Origin of the sequence: Massilia aerilata (genome assembly GCF_042656905.1) — a bacterium.
GTDB classification, from domain to species: Bacteria; Pseudomonadota; Gammaproteobacteria; order Burkholderiales; family Burkholderiaceae_D; genus Telluria; species Telluria aerilata.
In genome coordinates this window covers 14,447-41,360 of sequence record NZ_JBHSMZ010000010.1, presented here as the reverse complement: position 1 = coordinate 41,360, position 26,914 = coordinate 14,447, and the positions used below count along the sequence as shown (strand labels likewise).

Annotated in this window: 29 protein-coding genes; 8 read left to right on the top strand and 21 right to left on the bottom strand. The window is 64.7% G+C overall.

The features are described from left to right. The first annotated feature begins 45 nt into the window (after window positions 1–45). The 5 genes from ACFPO9_RS14735 (at window position 46) to ACFPO9_RS14715 (ending at window position 2,408) form a co-directional block, all read left to right on the top strand. Window positions 46–669, top strand: a complete 624-nt coding sequence (locus ACFPO9_RS14735; protein WP_379771873.1) for a LysE family translocator — start codon at window positions 46–48, stop codon at window positions 667–669. Continuing rightward, window positions 666–1,463 carry an NIPSNAP family protein gene (locus tag ACFPO9_RS14730; protein WP_379771872.1) on the top strand — a complete coding sequence of 266 codons (798 nt, stop codon included), beginning with the start codon at window positions 666–668 and terminating at the stop codon, window positions 1,461–1,463. Before ACFPO9_RS14735 ends, ACFPO9_RS14730 begins: the two co-directional genes overlap by 4 nt. Window positions 1,464–1,552: 89 nt before the next feature. Then, a complete protein-coding gene (locus tag ACFPO9_RS14725; protein WP_379771871.1) occupies window positions 1,553–1,894 on the top strand; it encodes a BPSL0067 family protein in 342 nt (113 codons plus the stop codon). Continuing rightward, a complete protein-coding gene (locus tag ACFPO9_RS14720) occupies window positions 1,855–1,977 on the top strand; it encodes a BPSL0067 family protein (protein ID WP_379772142.1) in 123 nt (40 codons plus the stop codon). Before ACFPO9_RS14725 ends, ACFPO9_RS14720 begins: the two co-directional genes overlap by 40 nt. Further along, complete coding sequence (locus ACFPO9_RS14715; protein ID WP_379771870.1) at window positions 1,974–2,408, top strand: STY0301 family protein; 435 nt, start codon at window positions 1,974–1,976, stop codon at window positions 2,406–2,408. Before ACFPO9_RS14720 ends, ACFPO9_RS14715 begins: the two co-directional genes overlap by 4 nt. Window positions 2,409–2,428: 20 nt before the next feature. On the opposite strand, the gene ACFPO9_RS14710 is transcribed toward ACFPO9_RS14715, so the two are convergent. From ACFPO9_RS14710 to ACFPO9_RS14680, 7 genes are all read right to left on the bottom strand, one after another. Next, entirely contained in the window at window positions 2,429–3,673 is a 1,245-nt protein-coding gene (locus tag ACFPO9_RS14710; RefSeq protein WP_379771869.1) for a glycoside hydrolase family 1 protein, read from the bottom strand. Between the two features lie 18 nt (window positions 3,674–3,691). Continuing rightward, window positions 3,692–3,880, bottom strand: a complete 189-nt coding sequence (locus ACFPO9_RS14705; protein ID WP_230023886.1) for a hypothetical protein — start codon at window positions 3,878–3,880, stop codon at window positions 3,692–3,694. A 1-nt stretch (window position 3,881) separates the two neighbouring features. Then, complete coding sequence (locus tag ACFPO9_RS14700; RefSeq protein ID WP_379771868.1) at window positions 3,882–4,538, bottom strand: protein-methionine-sulfoxide reductase heme-binding subunit MsrQ; 657 nt, start codon at window positions 4,536–4,538, stop codon at window positions 3,882–3,884. Between the two features lie 10 nt (window positions 4,539–4,548). Then, entirely contained in the window at window positions 4,549–5,529 is a 981-nt protein-coding gene (gene msrP, locus ACFPO9_RS14695; RefSeq protein WP_379771867.1) for a protein-methionine-sulfoxide reductase catalytic subunit MsrP, read from the bottom strand. 93 nt (window positions 5,530–5,622) lie between these two features. Then, window positions 5,623–6,795 carry a c-type cytochrome biogenesis protein CcsB gene (ccsB, locus tag ACFPO9_RS14690; protein ID WP_379771866.1) on the bottom strand — a complete coding sequence of 391 codons (1,173 nt, stop codon included), beginning with the start codon at window positions 6,793–6,795 and terminating at the stop codon, window positions 5,623–5,625. Between the two features lie 21 nt (window positions 6,796–6,816). After that, entirely contained in the window at window positions 6,817–8,949 is a 2,133-nt protein-coding gene (locus ACFPO9_RS14685; protein ID WP_379771865.1) for a cytochrome c biogenesis protein ResB, read from the bottom strand. 39 nt (window positions 8,950–8,988) lie between these two features. After that, a complete protein-coding gene (locus ACFPO9_RS14680) occupies window positions 8,989–9,672 on the bottom strand; it encodes a c-type cytochrome (protein ID WP_379771864.1) in 684 nt (227 codons plus the stop codon). A gap of 170 nt (window positions 9,673–9,842) precedes the next feature. Between ACFPO9_RS14680 and yihA the strand changes: the two genes are divergently transcribed. After that, on the top strand, window positions 9,843–10,550 hold the full coding sequence (yihA, locus tag ACFPO9_RS14675) for a ribosome biogenesis GTP-binding protein YihA/YsxC (RefSeq protein ID WP_379771863.1): 708 nt from the start codon (window positions 9,843–9,845) through the stop codon (window positions 10,548–10,550). Window positions 10,551–10,570: 20 nt separating this feature from the next. Further along, entirely contained in the window at window positions 10,571–11,584 is a 1,014-nt protein-coding gene (gene hemB, locus ACFPO9_RS14670; RefSeq protein WP_379771862.1) for a porphobilinogen synthase, read from the top strand. Window positions 11,585–11,594: 10 nt separating this feature from the next. Here the strand turns inward: hemB and ACFPO9_RS14665 are convergent, their stop codons facing one another. The 6 genes from ACFPO9_RS14665 to ACFPO9_RS14640 all read right to left on the bottom strand — a co-directional run bounded on the left by ACFPO9_RS14665 (window position 11,595) and on the right by ACFPO9_RS14640 (window position 20,014). Further along, complete coding sequence (locus ACFPO9_RS14665; RefSeq protein WP_379771861.1) at window positions 11,595–12,365, bottom strand: class I SAM-dependent methyltransferase; 771 nt, start codon at window positions 12,363–12,365, stop codon at window positions 11,595–11,597. After that, window positions 12,362–13,180, bottom strand: coding sequence for a hypothetical protein (locus tag ACFPO9_RS14660; protein ID WP_379771860.1), 819 nt, complete (start codon window positions 13,178–13,180; stop codon window positions 12,362–12,364). The genes ACFPO9_RS14665 and ACFPO9_RS14660 overlap by 4 nt, the downstream gene beginning before the upstream one ends. A gap of 337 nt (window positions 13,181–13,517) precedes the next feature. Then, entirely contained in the window at window positions 13,518–16,649 is a 3,132-nt protein-coding gene (locus ACFPO9_RS14655) for an efflux RND transporter permease subunit (RefSeq protein ID WP_379771859.1), read from the bottom strand. Continuing rightward, entirely contained in the window at window positions 16,646–17,800 is a 1,155-nt protein-coding gene (locus tag ACFPO9_RS14650; RefSeq protein WP_379771858.1) for an efflux RND transporter periplasmic adaptor subunit, read from the bottom strand. Before ACFPO9_RS14650 ends, ACFPO9_RS14655 begins: the two co-directional genes overlap by 4 nt. A 106-nt stretch (window positions 17,801–17,906) precedes the next feature. Then, window positions 17,907–19,289 carry an ATP-binding protein gene (locus ACFPO9_RS14645; RefSeq protein WP_379771857.1) on the bottom strand — a complete coding sequence of 461 codons (1,383 nt, stop codon included), beginning with the start codon at window positions 19,287–19,289 and terminating at the stop codon, window positions 17,907–17,909. Further along, entirely contained in the window at window positions 19,286–20,014 is a 729-nt protein-coding gene (locus ACFPO9_RS14640; RefSeq protein WP_379771856.1) for a response regulator, read from the bottom strand. The genes ACFPO9_RS14645 and ACFPO9_RS14640 overlap by 4 nt, the downstream gene beginning before the upstream one ends. A gap of 216 nt (window positions 20,015–20,230) precedes the next feature. Here ACFPO9_RS14640 and ACFPO9_RS14635 point away from each other — a divergent pair, with 216 nt between their 5' ends. Next, window positions 20,231–20,785: a Spy/CpxP family protein refolding chaperone gene (locus ACFPO9_RS14635; protein WP_379771855.1), complete on the top strand. Its 555-nt coding sequence runs from the start codon at window positions 20,231–20,233 to the stop codon at window positions 20,783–20,785. Window positions 20,786–20,887: 102 nt separating this feature from the next. On the opposite strand, the gene dsbD is transcribed toward ACFPO9_RS14635, so the two are convergent. The 8 genes from dsbD to infA all read right to left on the bottom strand — a co-directional run bounded on the left by dsbD (window position 20,888) and on the right by infA (window position 26,907). Further along, the gene (gene dsbD / locus ACFPO9_RS14630; RefSeq protein WP_379771854.1) at window positions 20,888–22,876 is read right to left on the bottom strand and encodes a protein-disulfide reductase DsbD; all 1,989 of its coding nucleotides are present in this window, start codon (window positions 22,874–22,876) and stop codon (window positions 20,888–20,890) included. Window positions 22,877–22,987: 111 nt separating this feature from the next. Continuing rightward, a complete protein-coding gene (rplQ, locus tag ACFPO9_RS14625; RefSeq protein ID WP_047826107.1) occupies window positions 22,988–23,383 on the bottom strand; it encodes a 50S ribosomal protein L17 in 396 nt (131 codons plus the stop codon). Between the two features lie 278 nt (window positions 23,384–23,661). Continuing rightward, on the bottom strand, window positions 23,662–24,639 hold the full coding sequence (locus ACFPO9_RS14620) for a DNA-directed RNA polymerase subunit alpha (protein WP_036240374.1): 978 nt from the start codon (window positions 24,637–24,639) through the stop codon (window positions 23,662–23,664). A gap of 230 nt (window positions 24,640–24,869) precedes the next feature. Further along, window positions 24,870–25,493 carry a 30S ribosomal protein S4 gene (gene rpsD / locus ACFPO9_RS14615; RefSeq protein ID WP_379771853.1) on the bottom strand — a complete coding sequence of 208 codons (624 nt, stop codon included), beginning with the start codon at window positions 25,491–25,493 and terminating at the stop codon, window positions 24,870–24,872. Window positions 25,494–25,739: 246 nt separating this feature from the next. Further along, on the bottom strand, window positions 25,740–26,144 hold the full coding sequence (gene rpsK, locus ACFPO9_RS14610; protein ID WP_036172227.1) for a 30S ribosomal protein S11: 405 nt from the start codon (window positions 26,142–26,144) through the stop codon (window positions 25,740–25,742). A 14-nt stretch (window positions 26,145–26,158) separates the two neighbouring features. Further along, the gene (gene rpsM, locus ACFPO9_RS14605) at window positions 26,159–26,524 is read right to left on the bottom strand and encodes a 30S ribosomal protein S13 (RefSeq protein WP_047826109.1); all 366 of its coding nucleotides are present in this window, start codon (window positions 26,522–26,524) and stop codon (window positions 26,159–26,161) included. Between the two features lie 15 nt (window positions 26,525–26,539). Then, window positions 26,540–26,653, bottom strand: coding sequence for a 50S ribosomal protein L36 (rpmJ, locus tag ACFPO9_RS14600; RefSeq protein ID WP_005663407.1), 114 nt, complete (start codon window positions 26,651–26,653; stop codon window positions 26,540–26,542). Between the two features lie 35 nt (window positions 26,654–26,688). Continuing rightward, window positions 26,689–26,907, bottom strand: coding sequence for a translation initiation factor IF-1 (gene infA / locus ACFPO9_RS14595; protein WP_005663428.1), 219 nt, complete (start codon window positions 26,905–26,907; stop codon window positions 26,689–26,691). Window positions 26,908–26,914 lie beyond the last annotated feature (7 nt).

Genomic DNA, 26,914 nt, shown 5'->3' with positions numbered 1-26,914 from the left:
GACCTATATGGCGCTTACGCTGCCATTTTGACCATGGAGACCGACGTGAACGCAACCGCAACGCTGTGGCTGTACTTTGTCCTTGTATTCGGCATCATTGCCCTACCCGGGCTCGACATGGCCTATGTGCTGGCCAATGCCCTGACCGGCGGCCGCGGCGCAGGACTGGCCGCGGTGGCGGGCATCGTCGCCGGCGGCGTCTGCCACATCGCGATGGGCGCGCTCGGCGTGGCAGCCATCGTGCGGCTCTGGCCCGCCCTGTTCAACCTGCTGCTGGTCGCTGGCGCAGCCTATATCGCCTGGATCGGCTGGCAGCTGACGCGCGCGGGCGCGACCACGCTCAAGCTGCGCCTCGATGCCCCGGCGCGGCCGCCGGCCTCGGTGTTCCTGAAAGGGATGCTGACCTGCCTGCTCAATCCCAAGGCCTATGTGTTCATGCTGGCGGTGTTCCCGCAATTTTTAAAGCCGGCGCAGGGGCCGATCTGGGCCCAGGCCACGGCGCTCGGCCTGATCACGATCGGCACCCAGGCCGGCGTGTACGGCGGCTTGGCCCTGCTGGCGCAGCGCGCCGGCGGCTCGCTCGGGGCCAGCGGCCTGGCCACGCGCGCGGTCGGCATGCTGCTGGTCGGCACCGGGGTCGTCACCGTCGTCCAGGGGTGGCAGGCATGAGCCGCCGCTTGTTCAAGGGCGCCGCCCTGGCCTGCGCCTTGTCGGCGTCGCCCCTCGCCGACGCGCTGGCGCAGGATTGCTGCGCGGTCGTCGAACTGCGCCAGTACACCATGTATCCCGGCAAGCGCGACGAGCTCATATCGCTGTTCGAGGAACGCTTCATCGAAAGCCAGGAAGCCGTCGGCATGCGCATCGCCGCCACCTTCCGCGACCTGGCCGGCCCGGACCGCTTCGTCTGGGTGCGCGGCTTCGCGGACATGCAGGCGCGCCACGAGGCCCTCACCGCTTTTTATTACGGGCCGGTATGGCAGGCGAACCGCGAGCGGGCCAATGCCACGCTGGAGGACAACGACAACGTGCTGCTGCTGAAGCCGGCGTTTGCCGGCAGCGGTTTTACACTCGACGGCCTGGTGCGGCCGGCATTGGGTTCAAACGGCGCCGGCCGGCTGGTGGCCGCCACCATCTACTACCTGCGCGCGGATACCCTGCCCGGCTTCGCGCTTGCCTTCCAGCGCGAGATGGCGCCGCTGCTCGAACGAAACGGCGCGCGCATCCTCGCGCAGTATGTGTCGGAGAAAAGCCGGAACACCTTCGCGCGTTTGCCGGTGCGCGAGAAGGAATACGTGTTCGTGAGCTTTGCCGCCTTCGACGATGCGGATGCCTATGTCAGGCAGCAGCGTGCGCTGGCGGCGGATGGAAGCTGGCGCGGCGTGCTGGCCGCGCATGCCGCGGACATGGCGCGGGCGCCGGAGACTTTGCTGTTGCAGCCGACGGCGCGTTCGCTGGTGCGCTAGCGGGCAGCGCTTTCCTGTTTGCGGGACCGCAGCATTGCACGGCTCCGCCCGATTTAGATTGGAAGCTTCCATTTAAATCGGAGAGCTGCATGACGCGCTTTATTTATCATGATGCGCAAAGCCTTGTAGGGAAACCACTTGCCGGGAATGGCGAATGCGTGGCACTGGTTCAGAAATACTTACCCGCCATCGGTCATACGACAACATGGAAAGCGGGAGCCCGTGTCGTTGAACTTGGCAGTAACGATATCAGGATCGGCACCGTCATCGGCACCATGGAAGACGGCAAGTGGCCGGGCAAGGCCCACAACAATCATGTCGGCATATTCGGCGGAGCAGAAAGCCGCAGCGTGACGTCAGGAAGGATGATGTCGTTCGTGCTGGTTGAACAATATCGGGCAAATGGCGTGACCAGGATTCGGCGCGGGTAATATATTCAAAAGGCAAGTCCGTGAACGGCCGGTATATCCATCCCTCCAATAATGCAGATGCATTCTTCGTGATAGAAAAATGAAGCGAATCCTGCCCCTGCTTTGTGCGCTGTATTCGCAAGCTGCTTTTGCCGATACGAAGATCACCTGCCCTGACGTCTACCCTGCGAATCTCCTGGCGACAAAGGGTGTGCCCGGAAAATGGAAAGGAATAGCGCATGTGCCAGGGCAGGACCTGGCCTTGCAATCGGCAGGCGTGCTGGCGGGCCCTCCGCAACAACAGCCCCAGGGACTTCAGCGCGGTGTCGAAAAGAAGACGAAAAAAGGTCTTGAGATCGAATTCCCTGCCCTGGATGCGTTCACCGAACCTCTGGAGAAATGGATGTATTGCGCCTACGGGGGCGGTGGAGAAGTCCAGCTGCTGCAGAAGCTTCCCGGTGATACGAAGGCGTGCAAAGCGGAATTTACCAGGACGCCGTATGGCAGTTACAGCATCGACATGGCGTGTAAATGACAGCTGCAACAAGCCCGCCCTCAACACCAATCCTTATCCGGCTGCATTTTGAGCCTTTTGGCCGCATCGATCACATCCTGTAACTCCACCGGGTCGCTGAACGGATCCACATCCAGCTCGGTCACCCGGTTCAGCTCCTTCTGCCAGCGCCGCAATTCGGCGATGTAATCCTGATCCGGCACCCGCTTCAAATCGCCCTGCTCATCGCACACATCGCAGATGCCGTTGTGCACCCACTCGCCCGTATGCCAGTCGGGCATGTCGACCGCCGGGAACAGGCAGATGCCCTGCAGGTCGATGCCGCGGTCCACGGCCGCCAGCGATTCCTGCATCACGTCGTGCAGCCAGCTGCCGCGGCCCTGGCCGAGGCCACTGGTCTCGCCGATGATCATCGGCCGGTGGTAGCGCTGCCAGGCCATTTCCAGCATGTCGCACAGCGGGGCGATGCGGTCGTCGCCGGGCGGCAGCGGGGCGTGCGGGCCGTGCTCGCGGTATTCCATCTGGCCGAAGGAGTACACGTTGGCGCCGACGATATCCAGGATCTCCGGCGCGCCGCCGAATTCCGGGTGCTCGCGGCCGGCGATGATGTCCCAGGCCATGAAGGTGTCGACGCAGGTCTCGTGGTGGGCGGCGTCGATCTGGTCGGGGCGGTCGCGCGGGGCCACCACCCGCACCAGCGGATCGACGTGGACCATGCGTGCCTCCGGATCGACTTCGCGGATCGCCTTCACGCCGGCGATCGCGGCGCGGCACAGCGCCAGCCGCAGGCGCATCCGGTCTTCGCGGCGGCAGTGATAGGGCGCGGCCCAGCCCCATTCGCCGGCGCAGAAGGAGAAGAAAGTGATCTCGTTGATGGGCGTGAAGAAATGCGGGCCGCGGACCCTGGGCACGACGTATTCGGCGGCGGCGCGGCAATACCTGGCGAAGCGATCGACGAATTCGTCGGAAAAGGGATCGAGATCGTCCGGATAACCATAGTGGCAGAGGTCCCAGATCGGGATGATTTTCGACGCGTTCATGGCGTCGATGAAGGGATCGACGTGCGCGAAATCGTAGCTGCCGCCCTTGTCCACGGTCGGCCAGGGAATGCCTTCGCGGGCCACGGCGATGCCCAGGCGGCTCAGCTGCCGGTAATCGTCGGCGGCGTGGCGGTCATGCCCGGTTTCCGCGACCAGGTTGCGGCGCACGCCCTCGCCCCACAGGAAGGTCGAGCATTCGAAGCCGGACAAAAAGAAGGTTGGAAAGATCCCTGGACGCAGTGCCACCCGACTCTCCTTCGCTATTTACTCCCGCTCGCGCGAGCGGTCTTCCGGCCAGGCCTGGCGGGCGCAGGCCGCTGCCTGTTCGTTCCAGCGTCCATCCAGCACCATGCAGCGCTCGACCGAGGAACCGGTGCGGAAGCGCGACACCGCCAGCACCAGCACCAGGGCGAGTACCAGCAGCAGGCCGATGACGGACGGTCCCTTCATCATGCTAGGAGACCGATCGGGACGTGGCGGGACTGCGCGACCGGCTCCAGCTCCAGTACAAGCGCAGGCCGAGCAGCAGGGCGACGACCGTGCCCCAGACGATGGGCTGCTCGAAGTTGTGCTTGCCCGCTTTCATCCACCAGTAATGCAGGATGGCCAGCGGCGCGACCACGTAGATCAGGCGATGCAGCTGGGCCCAGCGCCGGCCGAGGCGTTTGATCATGGCGTTGGTGCTGGTCGCGGCCAGCGGCAGCAGCAGGACGAAGGCGATGAAGCCGACCGTGATGAAAGGCCGCTTGAGCACGTCCTTCCACATGGCGCCGACGTCGAAATTGTGGTCGGCCCACAGGAAGGTCAGGAAGTGCATCAGGGCGTAGAAGAAGACGTACAGGCCCAGCATGCGCCGCATCCGGATCAGCCAGTTCCAGCCGGTCAGGCGGCGCAGCGGCGTGACCGCGAGGGTGGCGCACAGCAAATAAAGGGTCCAGTCGCCGGTGCCGTGGGTGACGAACTCGACCGGCTCGACCGGCACCTGCCGGACGATCAGCCAGACGATGCGCGCAAACGGCAGCAGCGCCAGCACGAACAGCAGGCTCTTGATGGCGGCGAGCTGCTTCGGCGATGGGCTGATGCTCGTTCGTACTGGCGCGTTCTTTGTCATCGGGCCTCGCTCAGAAGTACTTCTTCAGGTCCATCCCACTATACAGGGAAGCGACCTGGTCGTAGCCGTTGAACATCAGGGTCTTGCGCTTGGGCGCGAAGAAGCCGCCTTCGCCGATGCGGCGCTCGCTGGCCTGCGACCAGCGCGGGTGGTCGACATTCGGGTTCACGTTCGAATAGAAGCCGTATTCCTCGGGGGCGATGCCGTTCCAGGCGGTGCGCGGCTGGTCCTTCACGAAGCGGATGCGCACCAGCGACTTGGCCGACTTGAAGCCGTATTTCCAGGGCACGACGATGCGCACCGGGGCGCCGTTCTGGTTCGGCAGCACCTGGCCGTACATGCCCACCGTGAGCAGGGTCAGCGGATGCATGGCCTCGTCCATGCGCAAGCCTTCCACATACGGCCATTCCAGCACGCGGCTGCCGACGCCCGGCATCTGGCGCTTGTCGGCCAGGGTCGTGAATTCCACGTACTTGGCATTGCCGGTCGGCTCGACCTGTTTGATCAGGCTGGCCAGCGAATAGCCGACCCAGGGGATCACCATCGACCAGCCCTCGACGCAGCGCAGGCGGTAGATGCGCTCTTCCAGCGGCGCCAGCTTGGTCAGCTGGTCGATGTCCAGGGTCAGCGGCTTTTTCACTTCGCCTTCGATGCGCACCGTCCACGGCCGGGTGCGCAGCGTGTGCGCGTTCTGGGCCGGGTCGGATTTATCGGTGCCGAATTCGTAGTAGTTGTTGTAGTGGGTCGCGTCCTCGAAGGAAGTCTGCTTTTCGGTAGTCGACAGGCCGGCGTTGCGGGCCGCGGCCAGCTTCGCCGCCGGCGTGCCCTGGGCGAAGGCCTCTCGGTTCGCCAGTTCCCACAGCGAGGAGCCGACCGCGGCGGTGGCCGCGATCTGGGCGATGAACTTGCGCCGGCCTTCGTAGACCTCGCGCGGCGTGATTTCGGATGGGAACGGCAAGTCGAGTCCGTTCGGATGTCGTTTGAAAAGCATGATGGCTCCCGCAAAGCATGCCGGGCGCACATTTGCGCCCGACATATCAACCTTACACTATTTGGCGGGATTCAGCCGCGCAGGCCGGGCGTCTCAGAGCTTGCCATACGAATGAAGACCCGACAGGAACATGTTCACGCCCAGGAAGGCGAAGGTGGTGACCAGCAGACCGATCAGCGCCCACCAGGCGGCGACGCGGCCGCGCAGGCCGGACATCAGGCGCATGTGCAGCCAGGCCGCATAGTTCAGCCAGACGATCAGGGCCCAGGTTTCCTTCGGGTCCCAGGACCAGTAGCCGCCCCAGGCCTCGGCCGCCCACAGCGCCCCCAGGATGGTCGCCACCGTGAAGAAGGCGAAGCCGACCGAGATGGCCTTGTACATCACGTCGTCCAGCACTTGCAGGGAAGGCAGGCGGTCGGCCAGGATGCCGTGCGACTTCAGCAGATAGGCGCAGCCGACCATGGCCGCCAGCGAGAAGGTGCCGTAGCCGATGAAGTTGGCCGGCACATGGATCTTCATCCACCAGCTCTGCAGGGCCGGCACCAGCGGCTGGATCTCGGCGGCGCCGCGCGCCACCGTGTACCACAGCAGGAAGCCGACCGCGGCCGAGATCACCAGCAGCACGAACGGGCCCAGCTGGCGGGTGCCGTAGCGCTGTTCGTAGTACAGGTAGAACAGCGCCGTGATCATCGAGAACAGGATGAAGACTTCGTACAGGTTCGAGACCGGGATGTGGCCGACGTCGCTGCCGATCAGGTAGGACTCGTACCAGCGCACCATCATGCCGGTAAAGCCCAGCACCACGGCGGCCCAGCACAGGGTCGAGCCGACGCTGGCGCCGAACGGCGACCTGGCGATCAGGCCGCCCCAGTAGAATACGGTCGAGAACACGAACATCGCGCTCATCCACAGGATCGCGGACTGGCTCGACAACATGTACTTGAGGAAGAATTTCTGGTTGGCGGCGTCGAGCGCGCCGCCGTAGAGCGATACCGCCCACAGCGACAGCACGGCGATCAGCGGCATCAGCCAGCGCACCGGCTTCCAGTGCCAGCCGAGGAAGGCGAAGGTGGGCGCGGCCAGCAGCAGGATCGCCTGTTCGTAGACGTCCATGAAGCTGCCGTAGCGCTGCAGCGCGAACAGGCTGGCGGCCAGCAGGCCGGCGCCGAACAGCCAGTCGATGGCCGTGAGGCGCTTGAAGAAGCCGGGCGGCTGGGTGTACACAGCCTGCGAGGACGGGCCGGGGGTTTGCGTTGCTTGCGACATAGGTTCTCTCCAGTTCCAGGTCTAGCTTACGCCGATTTGCGCGGATTGCGGCAGCCTGGTCTTCAAATCGTCGAACTCGCGCTCGAAGTCGAGCGTCTTGCGCTGGGTGCTCATCGCCATCATCGCATGTGCGGACTGCGGCGCGGTGCCGCCCTGCTCTTTCACCCACACCCAGATGCGGCGCTCGCGGATGTAGAACATCGAGAAGATGCCCAGCACCAGCAGCAGGCAACCCAGGTAGACCACTTTCTTGCCCGGCGAGCGCGTCACCTGCAGCACCGACGCCTTTACTTCGGTAAAGTCCTCGAGCGACAGATAGACCGGCGCGCCGTAGAAGAAACTGTCCGACAGCGCATTCGTCGCCAGCTGCAGGAAGCGGCCATGCGCCTCGGTCGGCTCGACCGGCGCTTCGCCCGCACGCGCATGGGCAGCCTGCCACAGCTCCCACATCGCACCGTTGAGCATCTTCATGAACACATTTGCCGCCTTTTCCTGCTCCGCCGGCGGAATCCGCTCGAGGAATTGCGACACCGCCAGGTAGCCCCCGCCTTTGCCATTCGACCCCTCGCCTGCAAAAATGGCCAGGGTCTTGGCCGCCGATTCCTGCAGCTGGCGCGCCAGCGTGGCGTCCTCTTTCGCCTGCGGCATGGCGCGCTCGGCATAGCGGCGCGCGGCTTCTTCGCGCAAGGCCGGGTCGGCCAGCGCGGCGCGCAGGCGCATCCATTCGCGCACGCCGTGCCGGTCGTCGGACGGGATGCGCAGGAAACTGAAGGGGTCGCCCGGATTGCTGCGCACGCCGGCCAGGTAGACCTCCGCCCCTTCGAGCGTCACCGGCTGCATGTAGTTCATGAACTCGCGCGCCTGGCCGGTCTTGTCGCGCAGTTTATATTGCACGCTCGGACCGACGTTCTTGAGGTCCTTGTTGTTGGCGTTCTTGGCCGCCGAGCCGGTGTGCTGGGACAGGGTGCGGGCCAGCTGCGCCTCGAGCGTTTCGCCCTTCTTGACGTCGCGCACGTCTTGCCCTTGCCCTTCTCTGGTGTTCTCGACGTTGAAGGCGCGGAAGCCCGACCACTCGACGGTGTAGGGGTCGTCACCATGCTTCAGTTCGGTCGCACTGCCGACTTCGCCGTCGATATTGAAAGCCTTGTCGGACGTCCCGCTCATCGGATAGCCGGTCAGCTTCAGCTTGCTGCCGCCATCCTCGATGCCGGACTGGTAGACCGCCACGCCGCGGTAGATCAGCGGCTGGTTGACCTTGATGCTGGCCGGGAAGGTCTTGCCGGTCTCGCTGTCGTGGATCGTGACTTCGCTGGCGAACAGCTTGGGCATGCCGGTCGAGTAGAAGTCGACGATGAACTTGTTCAGGTGGATCGTGAACGGCAGCTCCTGGATCAGCACGCCGTTCGCCTGCTGCAGGATGGCGGTGCTGCTGTTCTGCCCTTCCGGGATCATGGTGTTGCCACGGTAGCTGGGATTGTCCAGGCCGAGGCGGTGCTGCGGCGGGATGGCCGAGATCAGGCCGGCGCCCATGTAGGGCGTCTTGCCCATGAACCATTGTTGAAAGCGGATGGGCAAATCGGAATCGAGCAGGCCGCCCAGCAGGATGATGACGATGGCCGAGTGCGCGAAGATGTAGCCGAACTTGTTGGCGGCGCCCTTCTTGGCCGCCACCAGCACGCCGTTCGGCTTGTCGACCAGCTTGACGCGGTAGCCGGCGTCATTCAGGCGCTGGGCGGTCCGGCTGGCCAGCGCCACTGCGCTGCCGTCCGCGGTCCACTCGGTCTTGTGGTGGAAGTTGCGCAGCGATTCCTCGCGCACGTTCTCGCGCCAGCTGCGCATGTCGCGCAGCATCTTCGGCGCGTTGCGCGCGATGCAGAGGCTGGTGGAGACGATCAGGATGGCCAGGATCAGCAGGAACCACCAGGCGCTGTAGACCGCGTACAGGCCCAGCTTGCGGAAGATCTCGAACCAGAACGGGCCGAACTGGTTGATATAGTCCGGCTCGGCCTTGTTCTGCTGCATGATGGTGCCGATGATGGCGGCGATCGCCAGCATCACCAGCAGGGCGATCGCGAAGCGCATCGACGACACCAGTTCGACCGCCTCGGCCAGTGCGCGGCGGCGCGTCTTCAGTTCAATTCCGGTGGTGCTCATCGAATTCCTGGGGGCGCCAGGCGCCCGGGTTGCTTCTGCTTACTTCAGGCCGGCGATGTAGTCGGCGACGGCTTTCATTTCCTCGTCCGACATGCGCTTGGCAAGCGCGCCCATTTGCGGGCTGTTGTTGCGCGCGCCGCTCTTGAAGGCCTGCAGCTGGTTGATGGTGTAGTCCTGGTGCTGGCCGGCCAGGCGCGGGTACTGGGCAGGCATGCCCGAACCGGTGGCGCCATGGCAGCTGGCGCAGGCGGCCACGCCGCGGTCGGCGATGCCGCCGCGATAGATCTTGCGGCCCAGTTCGACGATGTCCTTGTTTTTCGCCGCACCCTGCTTCGGCTGCTGGGTGGCGAGCCAGGCGGCGATGTTGGTCTTTTCTTCCTCGCTCAGCAGCTTGGCGTAGGTGGTCATCACCGGCTGCTGGCGGTTCGGGGTCGTGAAGTCGACCAGCTGCTTGTGGATGTAGGTGTCGACCTGGCCGGAGAGCTTGGGATTGGCGACGATGGTGGAGTTGCCGCCGGCGCCGTGGCAGGATGCGCAGGCCGGCAGGCCGCGTGCGTTGTCGCCGGTGTCGTACAGGGAACCGCCCTTGGCGGGGTCGGCTTTTGGTGCCGCTGCGCCGTGGGCCGCATCGGCTGCGGAGGCGCTACCGGCAAACGCCAGGGTCGCGAGCAGCAAAGACTTTACGATTGCCGCACCAGCGGCCGGGAAAAACACACGATTCATTCAAGCACCCTGAAAAAGTAGAAATATTCTTGCAGTTACAGTGCAGCGGCCATGCTCGTGTCCTGCCATCCGCTTCGCGGACGACAGGTAACTCCCTATTGTACAATAGCTTTGTTTCCGAACCGCCTTTTTCGTTGCCTTTTTCGCTTTACTTTTCCGCATACTCTTTCATGTCCAAACTCTGGCAAGCCCGTTTCTTCACGACCGTCAACCAGCTGCGCGACCTGCCGCGCACGCAGGCGCCGGAAATCGCCTTCGCCGGACGCTCCAACGCGGGCAAGTCGACGGCGATCAACATCCTCACCAACCAGAAGGGCCTCGCCTTCGCGTCCAAGACGCCGGGCCGCACCCAGCACATCAACTTCTTCTCGATCGGCGGCGCGCACATCGCCATGCACCGCAAGGACCCGACCAAGGTCGACGAGATCCGCGCCCTGCTGGTCGACCTGCCCGGCTACGGCTATGCGGAAGTGTCGGGCGACGCCAAGCTGCACTGGCAGCGCCTGCTCGGCGACTACGTGCAGCGCCGCGAGCAGCTGGCGGCCCTGGTCCTGATCATGGATTCGCGCCGCCCGTTCACCGAACTCGACATCCAGATGCTGGAATGGTTCGCCCCGACCGGCAAGCCGATCCACTGCATCCTGACCAAGGCCGACAAGCTGAACCGCAACGAATCGACCAACGCCCTGCGCCAGGCTCGCCAGGTGCTGGACAGCTACGTGGACGAGGACGGCAACGGCTTCCCCTTCACCGTGCAGCTGTTCTCGGCCCTGAAGCGCGTCGGCATCGACGAAGCGAACGACAAGATCATCGAACTGCTGGGCCTCGACGACGATGAAGAAGACGAGAGCGCAGCCCCGCAGGACGATTCACTCTGATTATTTTCCGAGGACCCGATATGCCGATCATCACGCCATCCCAGTACCCTGCCGTCCGCATGCGCCGCATGCGCCGCGACCCGTTCTCGCGCGCCCTGATGCGCGAAAACACGGTCACCTCGTCGGACCTGATCTACCCGGTGTTCATCCTCGACGGCCAGAACCAGCGCCAGCAGGTGGCCTCGATGCCGGGCGTGGAACGGGTCTCGGTGGACCTGCTGATGAAGGTGGCCGAGGAATGCGTGAGCCTGGGTATTCCGGTGATGGCGCTGTTCCCGGTGGTGGATCAGTCGCTGAAGACATATGACGGCGTCGAAGCGACCAATCCTGACGGCCTGGTGCCGCGCGCAGTGAAAGAGCTGAAGCGTCAGTTCCCGCAGCTGGGCATCATGACCGACGTCGCGCTCGACCCGTACACCACCCACGGCCAGGACGGCCTGCCGGACGAGAACGGCTATATCGTCAACGAGAAGACCATTGCGATGCTGACCCGCCAGGCCCTGGCCCAGGCCGAAGCCGGCGTCGACATCATCGCCCCGTCGGACATGATGGACGGCCGCATCGGCGCGATCCGCATGGCGCTGGAAGAGAAGGAATTCATCCACGCGCGCATCATGGCGTATTCGGCCAAGTACGCCTCCGGCTACTACGGTCCGTTCCGCGAAGCGGTGGGCTCGAGCGCCAACCTGGGCAAGGCCGACAAGAACACCTACCAGATGGACCCGGCCAACAGCGACGAAGCGCTGCGCGAAGTGGCGCTGGACATCGCCGAGGGCGCCGACATGGTGATGGTCAAGCCCGGCATGCCCTACCTGGACGTGGTGCGCCGTGTAAAGGACGAGTTCAAGGTGCCGACCTTCGCCTACCAGGTCAGCGGCGAATACGCGATGCTGCAGGCCGCTTTCCAGAACGGCTGGCTGGACCCGGACAAGGTCCTGCTCGAGACCATGATGTCCTTCAAGCGCGCCGGCGCCGACGGCGTGCTGACGTATTTCGCGCTGGACGTGGCGCGCCGCCTGAAGGCGATGGCCTGAGTTTTAAGTTTTAGATCCTGCCGATCCGCATGGCGATCGGCCAGCACACGGGGCGCCTGCGGTCGGGGTCGCCCCATAGCGCCGCGATGTCGCCGGCGAATCCCACCAGCAGCTCTTCCCGCCCCGCCTCCCTGGCGCTGCGCACCGCGGACCAGGTCGTCAGATAGCCCAGGAATTCGGACAGATGCCAGTCGAGGCGGATCGCCAAAGCGGGCGGCGCCAGTTCTTCGAACGGAAAATCAATCGTCGCGTAGCCGGTATCGACCAGCTTGCGCTCCGGCGGCCAGTACGGCCCGATCTCGTCCCAGTAAAAGGCCTGGAAGCGCGCATCGAGCTCTGCTTCCAGCTTGAGCACACCGTAGCTGACCAGCGCCAGGATGGCGCCCGGCATCGCGATCCGGCGCACTTCCGCATAAAAGGCCGGCAGGTCGAACCAGTGCGCAGCCTGGGCCGCGGTTATCAGGCTGGCGCTCGCATCGGGCAGCGGCAGCTGCTCGGCCGGTGCGCAGCGGTACGCGATGCGCGCGTTCGGGACCGCGTTCGCGATCTGGTCGGCGCTCGGGTCGAGGCCGACGACCTGGTCGAAGTATGGCGCAAGAAGCTGGGTCAGCTGGCCGTTGCCGCAACCGACGTCGACGGCCAGCGTGCTGTCCGGCGCCATCGAGGCCAGCTGCGTGGCGAGCTGGCGCGGGTACTCGGGCCGGAAGCGGGCGTAGGCGCTGCCGCCCTGGTCGAACCAGTTGCGTGCCCCTTCCTGCCGGCCGGCGCGAGCGCTGCTCATTTCGGCGGCTTGTAGTCCGGGAACATTTCCTTGTACAGGAAGTCCATCAGTTCCTTCGTGTCCGCCGGTCTTGCCGACAGGGTCACGACCTTGTTCAGGCGGTGCGAATCCCATTCGAAGTCGCCGTTCTTTTCCTTGCGGATCAGCTCGATCATCTTCTTGACGATGGCGGTTTCAATGTCCGGCTCGCTGCCGCGGTCGACCGAGGCCGTGGTCAGCCAGCGCCGCTTGAAGTTCGGGTTCCAGCCGCGGAATTTCACGTCGGCGTGGCTGAAGGTCTTGTTGGTGACGCTGAACACGCCGCCGGTCTCGTTCGGATCCTGGCCGCCGCGGCCGTTGATGGCGGCGATGTTGGCGAGGGCGTTGCGCATGCCGCGCTGGGCGTCGCTTTCCTCGGCCGGCTGCTCGCTGCGGGCGCCGCGCGCCTGGCGGCGCTTCTCGATGAAGGCCGCCATGTCGGTTTCGTCCGGCTGCAGCTTGGTCTCTTCCTTCGGCTTCGGCTTCGGCGGCTCGACCGGCTTCTCGTTCGGCAGCGTGATCGTGTCCGGCAGGCGCGGCACGATGATCTTCGGCTGCGTGAACTTCGGCATGGCCGGCGCCTTTGACGGGGTCTGCTTCGGCGCCGGCTGGGCGGCTTGCGGCGTCGGCTTGTTCGGTTTCAGCGGCGGCAGCCAGACGACGGCTTCGCCGGCCTTGGGCGGCGCATGCTTCTCGATCTTGGGCTGGAACAGGTAAACCGCCACCAGCAGCAGGTGCAGGCCGACCGTGACGATCAGGCCGGTGCGGTTCGGCTTCCGTTGTCCGTAAGTGACCACTGTCCGTCCAGGCAGCGGCTGGCCGCAATGTACGCAGACATCGCTGTCTTCCGAATGGATGTGGGAATGGTCACGCAAGATGGTTGAACAACTTTCCGGGAAGTAGCAAAGAATGGTCCGAGGGCCGCAGTCTAACCTGTTTTGGGTGAGACGCACATGTTTGTTGGACCTTCGCTAACAGCTTACAAGCTGCCGGAATTGATGGTTGTTACAGAATGTATCCGTGGCGCGACAACGGGTGGTCGGTCGATGTGCAACGTGGGCTCGGGGAGCCCACCCTACGATATCGTGTTGCAACGTAGGGTGGGCACCCCGTGCCCACGCGCAAATCTGCCAATTAAGCGGCCTTGGTCAGCACGACCTTGGGCGCCTCGTGATGCGGCTGGGTTTCCAGCTCGGCCAAATGCGCATCCGTCATCGGCCCCTTGCCGCTGTATCTGTCGAGGTACAGGTAAATGACCGGGGTGATGTACAGCGTGATCACCTGCGAGAAGATCAGGCCGCCGCACACCGCCAGGCCCAGCGGCTGGCGCAGCTCGGCGCCGGCGCCCAGGCCGAGGGCGATCGGCAGCGCGCCCATCAGCGCGGCCAGGGTCGTCATCAGGATCGGACGGAAGCGCAGGATGCAGGCTTCGCGGATCGCCTGCTCCGGCGTCATTCCCTGGTTGCGCTGGGCGTCCAGGGCGAAGTCGATCATCATGATCGCGTTCTTCTTGACGATACCGATCAGCATCAGGATGCCGATCATGGCGATCATCGTCAGGTCCATGTTGAACAGGCGCAGGGTCAGCAGCGCGCCCACGGCCGCCGACGGCAGGCCGGCCAGGATGGTGATCGGGTGGATGAAGCTCTCGTACAGCACGCCCAGCAGGACGTAGATCACGCCCACGGCGGCGATGATCAGAATAAGCTGACTCGACTGTGAATCCTGGAAAACCGCGGCATCGCCGCCGTACTTGGTGATGATCGAGGCCGGCAGCTTCATGTCGCGGCCCATCTGCTCGATCGCCGCGGTGGCGTCGCCCAGCGGCGCGTTCGGCGCCAGGTTAAAGGACAGCGTGATCGCCTGCAGCTGGCCCTGGTGGTTGACGGCGATCGGGCCGACCGTGCGCTTGACGGTGGCGAGGCTGGACAGCTGCACCAGCTGGCCGTTCTTGCTGCGCACCGACAGGCGCGACAGCGCGTCCTCGAACTGGCGGTCTTCAGTGGCCGTCTCCAGGATCACGTAATAGCTGGCGGCGGTCGAATAGATCGTCGAGACCTGGCGCTCGCCGAAGGCGGCGTACAGCGCGGTGCGGACGTCGCCCAGCTGGACGCCCAGCAGGTTGGCCTTGTCGCGGTCGATGTCGAGGGTGGCCTGCAGGCCCTTCTCCTGGGTGTCGCTGGTGACGTCGCGGAACAGCGGGTTGTTGCGCATCCGCTCCTGGAAGTCGTTGGCCCAGTGGCCGATGTCGCCGCCCGAGACGCTCTGCAGCGTGTACTGGTAGCGGCTCTTGGACTGGCGGCCGCCCAGCTGCAGGTTCTGCACCGGCGACATGTAGACGTTGACGCCGGCGACCGCGCGGGTGGCCTTGCGCAGGCGCTCCATGATCTGCGGCATCTTGTCGCGCTCGTCGCGCGGCTTCAGCACCACGAACATGCGGCCGTTGTTGCCGCCGCCCGAGAAGGCGGTCGTGTCCTGCACCGCCGGATCGGCCTGGATGATGGCCGCGACACGGGCGTGCAGCGCCTGCATGGCGGACGACGAGATGTCTTCGGCGGCCTCGGTGGACACGCGCAGCTGGCCGATGTCTTCTTCGGGGAAGAAGCCTTTCGGGATGGTCGTGTACAGCAGCACCGTCAGCGCGAAGGTGCCGAAGGCGATCAGGAGCACCACGAAGCGGAATTTCAGGGCGATGTCGAGCGTCTTCTCGTAGCCGTTGCGGACCTTGGTAAAGCCGCGCTCGAAGTGGCGGCCGATGAAGCTCTTTTCTTCGTCGGGACCGTGGCCGTGCTCGGGAAGCAGGCGCGAGGACAGCATCGGCACCAGGGTCAGCGACACCACCGCCGACACCAGGATCGCCAGGCCGACGATCACCGCGAATTCGTGGAACAGCAGGCCGATCACGCCCGGCATGAAGAAGATCGGAATGAACACCGCCACCAGCGAGATCGAGATCGAGATGATGGTGAAGCCCATCTCGCGCGCGCCTTCCAGCGAGGCGCGCAGCGGCTTCTTGCCCATTTCGATATGGCGCACGATGTTTTCCAGCACCACGATCGCGTCGTCGACCACCAGGCCCACCGCCAGCGTGATGCCGAGCAGCGAGATGTTGTCGAGGCTGTAGCCGAACGCGTACAGCAGGCTGAGGGCGCCCAGCAGCGAGATCGGCATCGTGATGGCCGGGATGAAGGTCGCCGACACGCGGTGCAGGAACAGGAAGATCACCAGCACCACCAGGCCGACGGTCAGCGCCAGCGTGAAGTTCACGTCGTGGATCGCTTCGCGAATCGACTTCGAGCGGTCGTTGACCAGGTTGATCTTGATCGAGGCCGGCAGCTGCGACTGGAAGCGCGGCAGCAGCTTGCGCACGTGGTCGACCACGGCAACGGTGTTGGCGTCCGGCTGGCGCTGCACCAGCAGCACGATGGCGCGCTCGCCGTTGTAGGCGCCGTAGGCCTTGGTCGACTGGTAGCTGTCCTCGACGGTGGCGACGTCCTTCAGGCGTACCGGCTGGCCGTCGCGGGTGGCGACGATCAGTTCCGCGAAGTCGGCCGCCTTCATCATCTGCGGCGGGCCCTGGATGGTGAGCGTCTGCTGCGGGCCGTCCAGGATGCCGAGGGCGGCGTTCGAGTTGGCCGTGCGCAGCGAAGCCGCCAGCTCGTCCATCGTCAGGTTACGCGCGTTCATCAGGTCGGTCTTGGCGCGCACGCGCACCGCGAATTTCTTGCCGCCGTTAACCTGCACCTGGGCCACGCCCGGCAGGGTCGAGATGGCCGGCGACACCAGGTTCTCGGCGTAGTCGTTCAGCTCCGACAGGTTCATCGACGGCGAGGTCATGGTCATGAACAGCACCGGCGCGTCGGCCGGATTGACCTTGCGGTAGGACGGCAGGTCCGTCATTTCCTGCGGCAGCTGGCGCTGGGCGCCCAGCAGCGCGGCCTGGACGTCGACCGCCGCCTTGTTGACGTCGATCGAGGAGTCGAATTCCAGCGTCAGCGAGGTATTGCCCTGGGTGCTGGTCGAGGTGATCAGGTTGATGCCGGCGATGGTCGAGAACTGCTTCTCGAGCGGCAGCGCCACCGACGACGCCATGATCTCCGGGCTCGCGCCCGACAGGTTGGCGTTGACGTTGATGACCGGGGTGTTATAGCTGGGCAGCGCGGCAACCGGGATGTGCATGTAGGCCAGCACGCCGACCAGGATCAGGCTGATCGACAGCAGCACGACCATGATCGGCCGGCGGATACAGAGTTCCGAGAGACTCATGCGGGACCACCTTTTTTGCCGCCCTTGTCCATGTCGGACGCCAGGCGCACCTTGTTACCCGGGCGGACGTTCTGCTTGCCCTCGGTGATGATCTGCTCGCTGCCGGTCAGGCCGCTGACCGCGGCGTCGGTACCGGCGCCGTACAGGCGCTCCACCGGCACCTGCTTGGCTGAGTGGTCCTTTTCCAGAACGTAGACGAAGGTGCCCTGGGCATTCGTGATGATCGCGTTCTGCGGCACCACCACGGCGTCCTTGATGGTCTGCACCGTCACTTTCGTGCCGACGTACTGGCCCGGCCACAGCGTGGTGTCGCGGTTGGCGAATTCGGCCTTGACCTTGATGGTGCCGGCGGCCGGGTCGACGGTGTTGTCGATGAAGCTCAGGGTGCCGGTGACCGGCGCCATGCCGGCGCCGGGGGTCGCCTCGACCTCGATCTTGCCGCGCTTTTGCGCCGCCAGCAGGCCGGGCAGACTCGATTCCGGCAGCGTGAAGGCGATCGTGATCGGATCGAGCTGGGTGATGGTGGTGAGCGACGTCGCCGGCTGCACCAGGCTGCCCGGGTAGACCGCGATGCCGCCGACGCGGCCGGACATCGGCGCACGGATGGCGGTATAGCTGGTGCTGACGCCGGCCGCGCGCGCCGCCGCGGTATCGGCCTGCAAAGTGGCCTTGGCCTGGTCGACCTGAGCCTTCAGCGTATCCACCGCGCTCTGGGCGATGAACTTCTGGGCCACCAGGTCCTGGCTGCGCTTGAGCTGGCGCTCGAGGTCGGCCATCTGCGCGCGGTCGCGTTCGACCTGGGCCTGGGCCTTGTCCTGGTTGGCGCGGTCGGCGCGGTCGTCGAGCGAGAACAGCAGCTCGCCGGCCTTCACGAACTGGCCTTCCTTGATGTGGACCTGGCGGATGGTGGCCGTGGTCTGCGGATGCAGGTCGACGGTGCGGATCGGGGTGACGGTGCCGTTGGCCTGCTGGACCACCGGCACGTCGCGGCGTTGCGGCGCCACCACATTGACGACGGCCGGCGGCTGGCCGCCCTTGCCCTTGGCGCCGGCGGCGCCGGCGTTCGCGCCTTCCTTTTCCTGGCTGCAGCCGGTCGCACCGGCAATGACGATGACGGCGGCGGCGATGGCGCCGAGATGATGCATTTTCATTCCACTCCCTGTGCCGCCTATGCCGGCGGCTTCGTTTTTATCATGTTCGATGAGGATGCTGGGGAAGCCTCCGCGGCGATTTTCGCACATCGGAATGACCGCGGCATTACTTCCCTGGGTAGTACTCCGGCAGCATGAGGGTTGCTTCCAGGCCGCCGTCCGGATGGTTCGCCAGCGTGATGCTGCCGCCATGCTGTTCGGCGATGTTGCGGGCGATCGTCAGTCCGAGGCCGGTGCCGCCCGACTCGCGCGAACGCGAGCTCTCGACGCGGTAGAACGGATCGAAGACGCGCGCCAGTTCGGCTTGCGGGATGCCGGGGCCGGCGTCGCGGATACGGATCCGCGCCGCGCCGTTGATGCGGTCCACCGTGACCCTGGCCGACTGGCCGTACTTGACGGCGTTGTCGATCAGGTTGACCAGGCAGCGGCGCAGGTCCATCGGGCGGCCCAGCATCGCCATGTTGGCGCTGCCGGACAGGCTTACGTGCTGGCTGGCGTCGGTGGCGTCGGCGCACACGGAATCCAGCAGCGAATCGAGATCCATCATCTGCATGGTTTCGGTGGTGTCCATGCTGCGCGCCAGGTCCAGGCCTTCGCGCACCATCGCCTGCATCGCCGACAGGTCGCCGATCAGGCGCCCCTGCAGTTCCGGCTCGCTCACTTTTTCCAGGCGCAGGCGCAGGCGCGTCAGCGGGGTCTGCAGATCGTGGGTGATCGCGGCCAGCATCTGGGTGCGCTGGAAGATGTACTGGCGGATCCGCGCCTGCATCGCATTGAAGGCGGCGCTGGCCTGGCGGATCTCGTCGGCGCCGGTCAGGTCCAGCGGCGGATGGTTGATGTCGTTGCCGAGGTCCTTTGCGGCCTGGGCCAGCTGCTTGAGCGGACGGATGGTCATGCGCGCCACCAGGTAGGCCAGGAAGCCGATGCTGACCAGCAGCAGCGCGATGGTGCCGGTGTAGTCGGCGTGCTCCGGCGAGGTGGCGGAGCGCGGCGGCAGCACCGACAGGATCAGCGGGGTGCCGTCGCGCAGGCTTACCAGGATGCTTTCGCAAGTGCCGCGCCACTTCATGCGCAGCAGGCCGTACACCACCGGCTGCTCGCGCGCCAGCGCGCAAGCCGCCGGGCGCACGGCAAGTGACTGCATACGGTAGGGCTTGTTGTCGGGCGACTTGTTGATGCGCACAGACAGGTTCTTGGTGAATTCGGTCGGCGACGGCGCCAGCGCCGGCAGCCGGGCTGCCTCCAGTTCGATACGCATGCCGGGACGGTTCGCTACCTGGATGTAGGCGCTGCGCGCCGATTCGGGAACGATCTCGGTGGCCATGATCAGCTGTTCGGCGCGGTCGAGGTTGTTCAGGTCGCGGAACTCGTCGATGACGCGCCGGCGTTCCACGTCCGCCAGCAGCTGGGTCAGCGCGGCGGTCAGCAGGACGCCCAACAGCAGGGTGATGAACACGCGGCCCGTCATGGAGCCGATGAATGCCTTCACGCGCCGGGCTCCACGCTCACCTGCCCGGCGAGCACATAGCCGCCGTTTCGGACCGTCTTGATAATCTGGGGCATGCGCGCGTCCTCGCCCAGCTTCTGGCGCAGGCGGCTGATCTGGATGTCGATCGAGCGGTCGAAGGGGTCGGCGTCGCGGCCCTGGGTCAGGTTCAGCAGCTGGTCGCGGTTCAGCACGCGGTTCGGGTGCTCGAGGAACACGCGCAGCAGGCGGAACTCGGCGCCCGACAGCATGATGACCACGCCCTGCGGATTGACCAGGTGGCGCGCGGTCAGGTCCAGGGTCCAGCCGGAGAACTTCATCTGCTGCACGCTCTCGGCCTGCGAGTTCGGCGGCATCGCATGGCTGCGGCGCAGCACGCTGCGGATGCGCGCCAGCAGCTCGCGCGGCTCGAAGGGCTTGGGCAGGTAGTCGTCGGCGCCCATCTCGAGGCCGAGGATGCGGTCGAGCGGCTCATTGCGTGCCGTGAGCATGATCACCGGCAGGGTCGAGGTCGCGCGCAGCTTGCGGCACAGGGTCAGGCCGTCGTCGCCGGGCAGGTTCAGGTCGAGCACGATCAGGTCGGGGCGCGCTTCATCCAGCGTCTTCCACATCGCGGTGCCGTCAGCGGCGGCCAGCGCACGGTAGCCGTTCGCTTCAAGGTAGTCGGCCAGCAGGGAGCGGATATCGCGGTCGTCATCGACGATCAGAATGGTAGATGGATTGTCCATGCCACCATTATCCCGACTTCACCCGCCCCTGAACAGCCACTTTGTATCGGCTTGTATATGGATGGTGTAGGGAAACAAATTGATACAAAGGGCGAGACAGCGGACACGCTGCACTTACACTTTTCACCGAAGATGGACTCACCGTGCAGCGAGATGTTCTCATGATGATGCACGCAGCCGTGGCAGCCGCCACATCAACTTGACTAGGAAAAAGAGATGAACACCACCTACCGCAAAACACTCCTCACTGCCATCGCCGCACTGTCCCTGGGCGGCGCGATGATCGCCGCCCAGGCGCAGTCGCAGGCGCCCGGCGCGCATCCGAAAGCGCAGCTGAGCAAGGAAGAACGCCAGGCCAGACACGCCGAGTTCAGCGCCAAGCGCGAGCAGATGCGCGCCCAGCGCGTGGCAAAACTGCACGACGAGCTGAAGATCACGCCGGCCCAGGAGAACGCCTGGAATACCTTCGTGGCCTCGATGAAGCCGGCACACCGCGCCGGTGACCGCCAGCACGGCGACCGCGCCGCCGTGGCCGGCCTGAGCGCGCCTGAACGCGCCCAGAAGATGATCGAGCGCCAGAAACAGCGCACGGTCTTCATGGAACAGCGCCTGGCTGCCCTGAACAGCTTCTATTCGGTGCTGTCGCCGGACCAGAAGAAGGTCTTCGACGAGAAGGCGGCGCGCATGCAGCACCGCTTCGGGCGCCAGGGCGGTGGCCATGGTGGCTGGCAGCATGGCGGGCAGCGTGGCGGTGATACCGCTCGCGGTTAAGCGCTAGCCGTCGAACGTCGTCCCCGCGCAGGCGGGGACCCAAGTTTGCATGCATTACGACTGCTCTACGAACTTGGCCCCCCGCCTGCGCGGGGGCGACGGTCAGTTTAGCTTTGCCAACGAAGCCAGAAACTTCTGGCTATCCTGGTAGCCAATCACCCGCCCATCCGCAATCTCCCGCCCACGCCGGTCGAACAGGATGATCCCCGGTGGCCCGAACAGCCCAAAACGCTTCAGCATCGCCCGGTCCGCCGCATCGTTGGCGGTCACGTCCACTTGCAGCAGCATCGTATCCGCCAGCCGCGCCTTGACGGCCGGATCGACGAAGGTCAGTTTTTCCATCTCCTTGCACGACACGCACCAGTCGGCATAAAAGTCGAGCATGGCGTTCTTGCCATTGGTCGCGGCCAGCGCCTGGTCGAGCTGCTCGACGGTCTTGATGCGGGTGAAGGCCAGTTGCTGGGCCGGCGCGCCGCCGGTGAAGCGCGCCAGCGGCGCCAGCGGGTCGCGTGCGCCGCTGGCCAGGCCCACCAGCTGGACCGCGCCCAGCACGGCGCAGGCCGCGCCCAGGGCCATGCCGCCCCAGTGGCGCTTCACGCCGCCTGCGCCCTTCAGCAGGTAGAAGCCATAGCCCAGCAGCAGCGCGGCCCACAGCAGCATCTGCAGCAGGCCCGGCAGCACCGGCGCCGTCATCCACAAGGCCATCGCCAGCATCAGCACGCCAAAGAAGCGCTTCACCGACTCCATCCACAGGCCCGCGCGCGGCAGCAGCGAGCCGGCCGAGACGCCGACCAGCAGCAGCGGCACGCTCATCCCGATCGCCATCGCGAACAGCGCGGCGCCGCCGATCAGCACGTCGCGGGTCTGGCTGATGTAGACCAGGGCGCCGGCCAGCGGCGCAGCCACGCAGGGGCCGACGATCAGGGCCGAGATCGCGCCCATGGCGAACACGCCCGCCAGCTTGCCCGAGGCCTGGCGGCCGGACGCGTCGGCAAGGCGGGTCTGCAGGGCGGCAGGCACCTGGAGTTGAAAGACGCCGAACATCGACAGCGACATCGCCGCGATCAGCAGGCCGAAGGCCCCCAGCACCCATGGATTCTGCAGCGCCGCGGCCAGGCCTTCGCCGAGCAGGCCGGCGGCCACGCCCAGCAGGGTGTAGACGATCGCCATGCCGAGCGAATACGAGAGCGAGAGGATGAAGCCACGCCCGCGGCCGGCCTGCTGGCCTTCGCCGACGATGATCGACGACAGGATCGGCACCATCGGCAGCACGCAGGGGGTGAAGGCCAGGCCCAGGCCCAGCAGGATGAAGGCGGGGATGATGGCGAGCAGGCGGCCGCCCTGCAGCAGCGCAGCGATGCCGGAGAGTTCGGAGGGGGCGGTGGTGACGGTGGCGGTCACTGCCGGGGCCGTTGCAGCGGCGCCGGCGGCCGGGGCGGTTGCGGGCGGGTCGGCGGCGGGTGTGGCCTCGGCGCTGGGCGTTGCCGCGCCTGCGGCTGCTGGCTGGGCGCCCGCCGCAGCTTGCTGGGCGGCGGGTGGCTGAACTGCGGCGGACGGCGTCGGCGAAGGCGTCAGCTTGAAGCCGGATGCGCCCTCGGCAGCAGGGCTCGAACCGAGGGCGCCACTACCGGATTGTCCCGGCGGCACGCTCATCTGCGGCGACGACTGCCCTGCCCCGCCGCCGCCCGCCACCAGGCGTACGCTGGCGTCCTGCGGCGGATAGCAGAGACCCTTGTCCGCGCAACCCTGGCCGGTCACGTTCAGCGTGAACGTCCCCTCTCCTTGCACCGGAATGCGGATCGTCACGCTGTGGTGATAGGTTTCGACGTCCTTGTTGAAGGTCTCGTCGAATTTGACTTTGCCGGACGGGATCTGCGCTTCGCCCAGCTTCGCGCCGGCGGCGCTGAATTTGAAGCGCTCGCGGTACATGTAGTAGCCGTCGGCGATCGCATAACTGACCTCGGCCGTATGCGGGTCGAGCATGCGCGCGGACAGCTTGAACGCCTGTTCGGGCGGCAGGAAGTCGTCCGCGGCGTGGACGGGAGCGAGCAGGACGAGGCTGGCGAACAGCGAAAGCAGGAGTCGGAGCATGGGAGCAGATGTTGGTTCAACGCAGCGGAATGGTACACCGGGCGTGTGCTTGGTGCACGGGCGAAAAAAAACCAGGCACGAGGCCTGGTTTTTTCATGCGCTAACTACCGATTACTCGGCGGTCGGTGCGTTTTCGTCGACGCCGACTTCCGGACGGTCGGTCAGCTCGACATAGGCCATCGGTGCATTGTCGCCAACGCGGAAGCCCATCTTCAGGATACGGGTGTAGCCGCCATTACGGTTCGCGAAACGCGGGCCGATGTCAGCGAACAGCTTCTGGACGATCTCACGGTCGCGCAGGCGGGCGAATGCCAGGCGCTTGTTTGCCAGGGTGTCTTTCTTGCCCAGGGTGATGATCGGCTCGACGACTTTGCGCAGTTCCTTTGCTTTCGGAACGGTGGTCTTGATCGCTTCGTGACGCAGCAGCGAAACGGTCATGTTGCGCAGCATGGCCAGGCGGTGGGACGAAGTACGGTTCAGCTTACGGAGGCCGTGACGGTGACGCATGGTAAATCCTTTCGAGTTTTAAATTCCAGTTCTTCGATCGCTCAGGCAACTTGCAGGAGCGCGGACCGGTTCAAATGGTTAAAAAGCTTGCAGCAACATGCCGCAAGCGGTACAACAAAAAACAGCCAGCGTATCGGGGATGCGAGAAACCGTAGCGAGCAGGGCTCAGTTTGGTCCGAGAAGCGCAGCCGTACTTACGGTATGGCCGGTCCGCCGTAGCGGAGCATCGCAGGGCCAAAATGTGCCCGCGCAGTAGGTTTATCGCGCCCCCACCACAATTACTTTTCCAGACCTGCAGGCGGCCAGTTTTCCAGCTTCATGCCCAGGGTCAGACCACGGGAAGCCAGGACTTCCTTGATCTCGTTCAGCGACTTGCGGCCCAGGTTCGGGGTCTTCAGCAGTTCGTTTTCCGAACGCTGGATCAGATCGCCGATGTAGTAGATGTTCTCGGCCTTCAGGCAGTTTGCCGAACGGACGGTCAGTTCCAGGTCGTCCACCGGACGCAGCAGGATCGGATCGACCAGCGGTGCGCGCGACGGCGCTTCCGCGGCGGCTTCGGTGCCTTCCAGGGCGGCGAACACGTTCAGCTGGTCGACCAGCACGCGTGCCGATTGACGGATCGCCTCTTCCGGGGTGATGACGCCATTGGTCTCGATGTTGATGATCAGCTTGTCCAGGTCGGTACGCTGTTCGACACGGGCCGATTCCACGGCGTAGGACACGCGGCGCACCGGCGAGAACGATGCATCCAGGATGATGCGGCCGATGGTCTTGTTGGTGTCTTCCGACAGGCGGCGGACGTTACCCGGCACATAGCCGCGGCCCTTCTCGACCTTGATCTGCATGTCCAGCTTGCCGCCGGCGGTCAGGTGAGCGATCACGTGTTCCGGGTTGATCAGTTCAACGTCATGCGGCAGGTCGATGTCCGATGCCAGGACGGGGCCTTCGCCTTCCTTCTTCAGGGTCAGGGTCACGGAGTCACGGTTGTGCACCTTGAACACGACGCCCTTCAGGTTCAGCAGCAGGTCGACCACGTCTTCCTGCACGCCGTCCAGCGACGAGTACTCGTGCACGACGCCAGCGATCGTCACTTCGGTCGGCGCGTAGCCGATCATCGACGACAGCAGGACGCGGCGCAGCGCGTTGCCCAGCGTATGGCCATAACCACGTTCGAACGGCTCCATCACGACTTTCGCGTGGCCGGCGCCGAGGGTCTCGACGTCGATGATACGTGGCTTCAACAGACTGTTTTGCATGAAAGGTCCTTTATCAATACCCTCGGCTCGTTACACCGATAAGGCTGATGGCATCAATTGAAAACGCCTGCTCCGTAGAGCAGGCGGGTACGACGAATTCGGTATCTGACGGCAGCGCCGTCGTTCCCGCGCAGGCGGGAACCCAAGTTAGTGCTAACACTGCGCACCCAAACTTGGATCCCCGCCTGCGCGGGGACGACATCGTCGCGGGATGACCGCGACGATGTCGATTAACGCGAGTACAGTTCGACGATCAGTGCTTCGTTGACGTCGGCGGCGATCTCGTTACGTTCCGGGAACGAACGGAAGGTGCCTTCCATCTTCTTCGAATCGACCGACACCCAGCTCGGCATACCGACTTGTTCGGCCAGCGACAGGGCTTCGACGATACGGGTCTGCTTCTTGGCCTTTTCGCGGACAGCGACGACGTCGCCGGTCTTGACCTGGTAGGAAGCGATGTTCACGACCTGGCCGTTCACGGTGAAGGCTTTGTGGCTGACCAGCTGGCGCGCTTCGGCGCGGGTCGAGCCGAAGCCCATGCGGTAAGCGACGTTGTCGAGACGGCCTTCCAGCAGCTTCAGCAGGGTTTCGCCGGTGTTGCCCTTGCGGCGCGACGCTTCGGCGAAGTAACGGCGGAACTGGCGCTCCAGGATGCCGTACATGCGCTTGACCTTCTGCTTTTCACGCAGCTGGTTGCCGTAGTCCGAGGTGCGCTGGCCCGACTTGACGCCGTGCTGGCCCGGCTTGACGTCCAGTTTGCACTTGGAGTCGAGCGAGCGGCGTGCGCTCTTCAGGAACAGGTCGGTGCCTTCACGGCGCGACAGTTTTGCTTTTGGTCCGATATAACGTGCCACGTTAAACTTCCTTTGTTTGAATGATCACGCCCCGGATGCGATCTGAATCGCAACAGGCGCTAGTCCAGTTCTGCATGAGACCGGACGTGGCTTACAAATACCCTGCATCGGGTCGACGCAAGGCGACAATAGCCGGGCAGTATAACCCATTTCTGGGCTCACTGCACCGGCGATTCTTTGACGACGATCTCGTCGCGTATCTGCCACACACGCGGGCTGCGCCCGACTGTGTGGCGTACAACTTATTTAGATACGACGGCGCTTCGGCGGACGGCAGCCGTTGTGCGGCACCGGCGTCACGTCCTGGATCTCGGTGATCTTGATACCCAGGTTGTTCAGCGCGCGCACAGCCGATTCACGGCCAGGGCCCGGGCCCTTGATGCGCACTTCCAGGTTCTTCACGCCGTATTCCTGAGCGACCTTGCCAGCTGCTTCAGCTGCGACCTGGGCCGCAAACGGGGTCGATTTACGCGAACCCTTGAAGCCGGCGCCGCCGGAAGTTGCCCACGACAGGGCGTTGCCCTGGCGATCGGTGATCGTGATGATGGTGTTGTTGAACGACGCGTGGACGTGTGCGATGCCTTCGGCGACGTTCTTCTTGACCTTCTTGCGGATGCGCGCTGCTGCTGCGCTGCTTTGTTGCTTAGCCATGGTCGGTTCCTAGATTATTTCTTCAGCGATTGAGCGGCTTTGCGCGGGCCCTTGCGGGTACGTGCATTGGTACGGGTGCGCTGACCGCGGACCGGCAGGCCCTTACGGTGACGCATGCCGCGGTAGCAGCCCAGGTCCATCAGACGCTTGATGTTCATGGACAGTTCGCGACGCAGATCGCCTTCGACCACGAACTTGCCAACCTGCTCGCGCAGCTTTTCCAGTTCGTTGTCGTCCAGGTCCTTGACCTTCTTGTTGGTTGCAACGCCGGTCGCTGCGCAGATCTGCTGCGAACGGGTACGGCCGATGCCGTAGATCGCCGTCAGGCCGATGACGGTGTGCTGATGATTGGGGACATTGACCCCTGCAATACGTGCCATTCGATATTCCTCGTATTAACCTTGACGCTGCTTGTGACGCGGCTCGACGCAGATCACGCGGACCACGCCCTTGCGCTTGATGATCTTGCAGTTGCGGCAGATCCGCTTGACTGAAGCATTAACTTTCATTTTGCACTCTCTTCCAGATTCGATTACTAAATGTTTTACTTGGTGCGGAACACGATGCGGGCCCGGGACAGGTCGTACGGCGTCAACTCAACCGTCACCTTGTCGCCCGGCAGAATGCGGATGTAATTCATCCGCATTTTACCCGAGATATGTCCCAACACCACGTGCCCGTTTTCCAGCTTCACGCGAAAGGTCGCGTTCGGGAGATTCTCGAGAATCTCCCCTTGCATTTGGATGACGTCGTCTTTTGCCATTCGGTAT

Excerpts from the sequence above, each read along its gene's own strand:
- msrP (WP_379771867.1), bottom strand. The coding sequence starts at position 5,529 with ATGCTTTTCAAACGACATCCGAACGGACTCGACTTGCCGTTCCCATCC.
- ACFPO9_RS14620 (WP_036240374.1), bottom strand. The coding sequence starts at position 24,639 with ATGCAAAACAGTCTGTTGAAGCCACGTATCATCGACGTCGAGACCCTC.
- ACFPO9_RS14655 (WP_379771859.1), bottom strand. The coding sequence starts at position 16,649 with ATGAGTCTCTCGGAACTCTGTATCCGCCGGCCGATCATGGTCGTGCTG.
- ACFPO9_RS14650 (WP_379771858.1), bottom strand. The coding sequence starts at position 17,800 with ATGAAAATGCATCATCTCGGCGCCATCGCCGCCGCCGTCATCGTCATT.
- ACFPO9_RS14700 (WP_379771868.1), bottom strand. The coding sequence starts at position 4,538 with ATGACAAAGAACGCGCCAGTACGAACGAGCATCAGCCCATCGCCGAAG.
- ACFPO9_RS14665 (WP_379771861.1), bottom strand. The coding sequence starts at position 12,365 with ATGAGCAGCGCTCGCGCCGGCCGGCAGGAAGGGGCACGCAACTGGTTC.
- ccsB (WP_379771866.1), bottom strand. The coding sequence starts at position 6,795 with ATGTCGCAAGCAACGCAAACCCCCGGCCCGTCCTCGCAGGCTGTGTAC.
- ACFPO9_RS14725 (WP_379771871.1), top strand. The coding sequence starts at position 1,553 with ATGACGCGCTTTATTTATCATGATGCGCAAAGCCTTGTAGGGAAACCA.
- rpmJ (WP_005663407.1), bottom strand. The coding sequence starts at position 26,653 with ATGAAAGTTAATGCTTCAGTCAAGCGGATCTGCCGCAACTGCAAGATC.
- infA (WP_005663428.1), bottom strand. The coding sequence starts at position 26,907 with ATGGCAAAAGACGACGTCATCCAAATGCAAGGGGAGATTCTCGAGAAT.
- rpsK (WP_036172227.1), bottom strand. The coding sequence starts at position 26,144 with ATGGCTAAGCAACAAAGCAGCGCAGCAGCAGCGCGCATCCGCAAGAAG.
- ACFPO9_RS14730 (WP_379771872.1), top strand. The coding sequence starts at position 666 with ATGAGCCGCCGCTTGTTCAAGGGCGCCGCCCTGGCCTGCGCCTTGTCG.
- ACFPO9_RS14635 (WP_379771855.1), top strand. The coding sequence starts at position 20,231 with ATGAACACCACCTACCGCAAAACACTCCTCACTGCCATCGCCGCACTG.
- ACFPO9_RS14715 (WP_379771870.1), top strand. The coding sequence starts at position 1,974 with ATGAAGCGAATCCTGCCCCTGCTTTGTGCGCTGTATTCGCAAGCTGCT.
- rpsM (WP_047826109.1), bottom strand. The coding sequence starts at position 26,524 with ATGGCACGTATTGCAGGGGTCAATGTCCCCAATCATCAGCACACCGTC.
- ACFPO9_RS14680 (WP_379771864.1), bottom strand. The coding sequence starts at position 9,672 with ATGAATCGTGTGTTTTTCCCGGCCGCTGGTGCGGCAATCGTAAAGTCT.
- hemB (WP_379771862.1), top strand. The coding sequence starts at position 10,571 with ATGCCGATCATCACGCCATCCCAGTACCCTGCCGTCCGCATGCGCCGC.
- yihA (WP_379771863.1), top strand. The coding sequence starts at position 9,843 with ATGTCCAAACTCTGGCAAGCCCGTTTCTTCACGACCGTCAACCAGCTG.
- ACFPO9_RS14685 (WP_379771865.1), bottom strand. The coding sequence starts at position 8,949 with ATGAGCACCACCGGAATTGAACTGAAGACGCGCCGCCGCGCACTGGCC.
- ACFPO9_RS14705 (WP_230023886.1), bottom strand. The coding sequence starts at position 3,880 with ATGATGAAGGGACCGTCCGTCATCGGCCTGCTGCTGGTACTCGCCCTG.
- dsbD (WP_379771854.1), bottom strand. The coding sequence starts at position 22,876 with ATGCTCCGACTCCTGCTTTCGCTGTTCGCCAGCCTCGTCCTGCTCGCT.
- rplQ (WP_047826107.1), bottom strand. The coding sequence starts at position 23,383 with ATGCGTCACCGTCACGGCCTCCGTAAGCTGAACCGTACTTCGTCCCAC.
- ACFPO9_RS14640 (WP_379771856.1), bottom strand. The coding sequence starts at position 20,014 with ATGGACAATCCATCTACCATTCTGATCGTCGATGACGACCGCGATATC.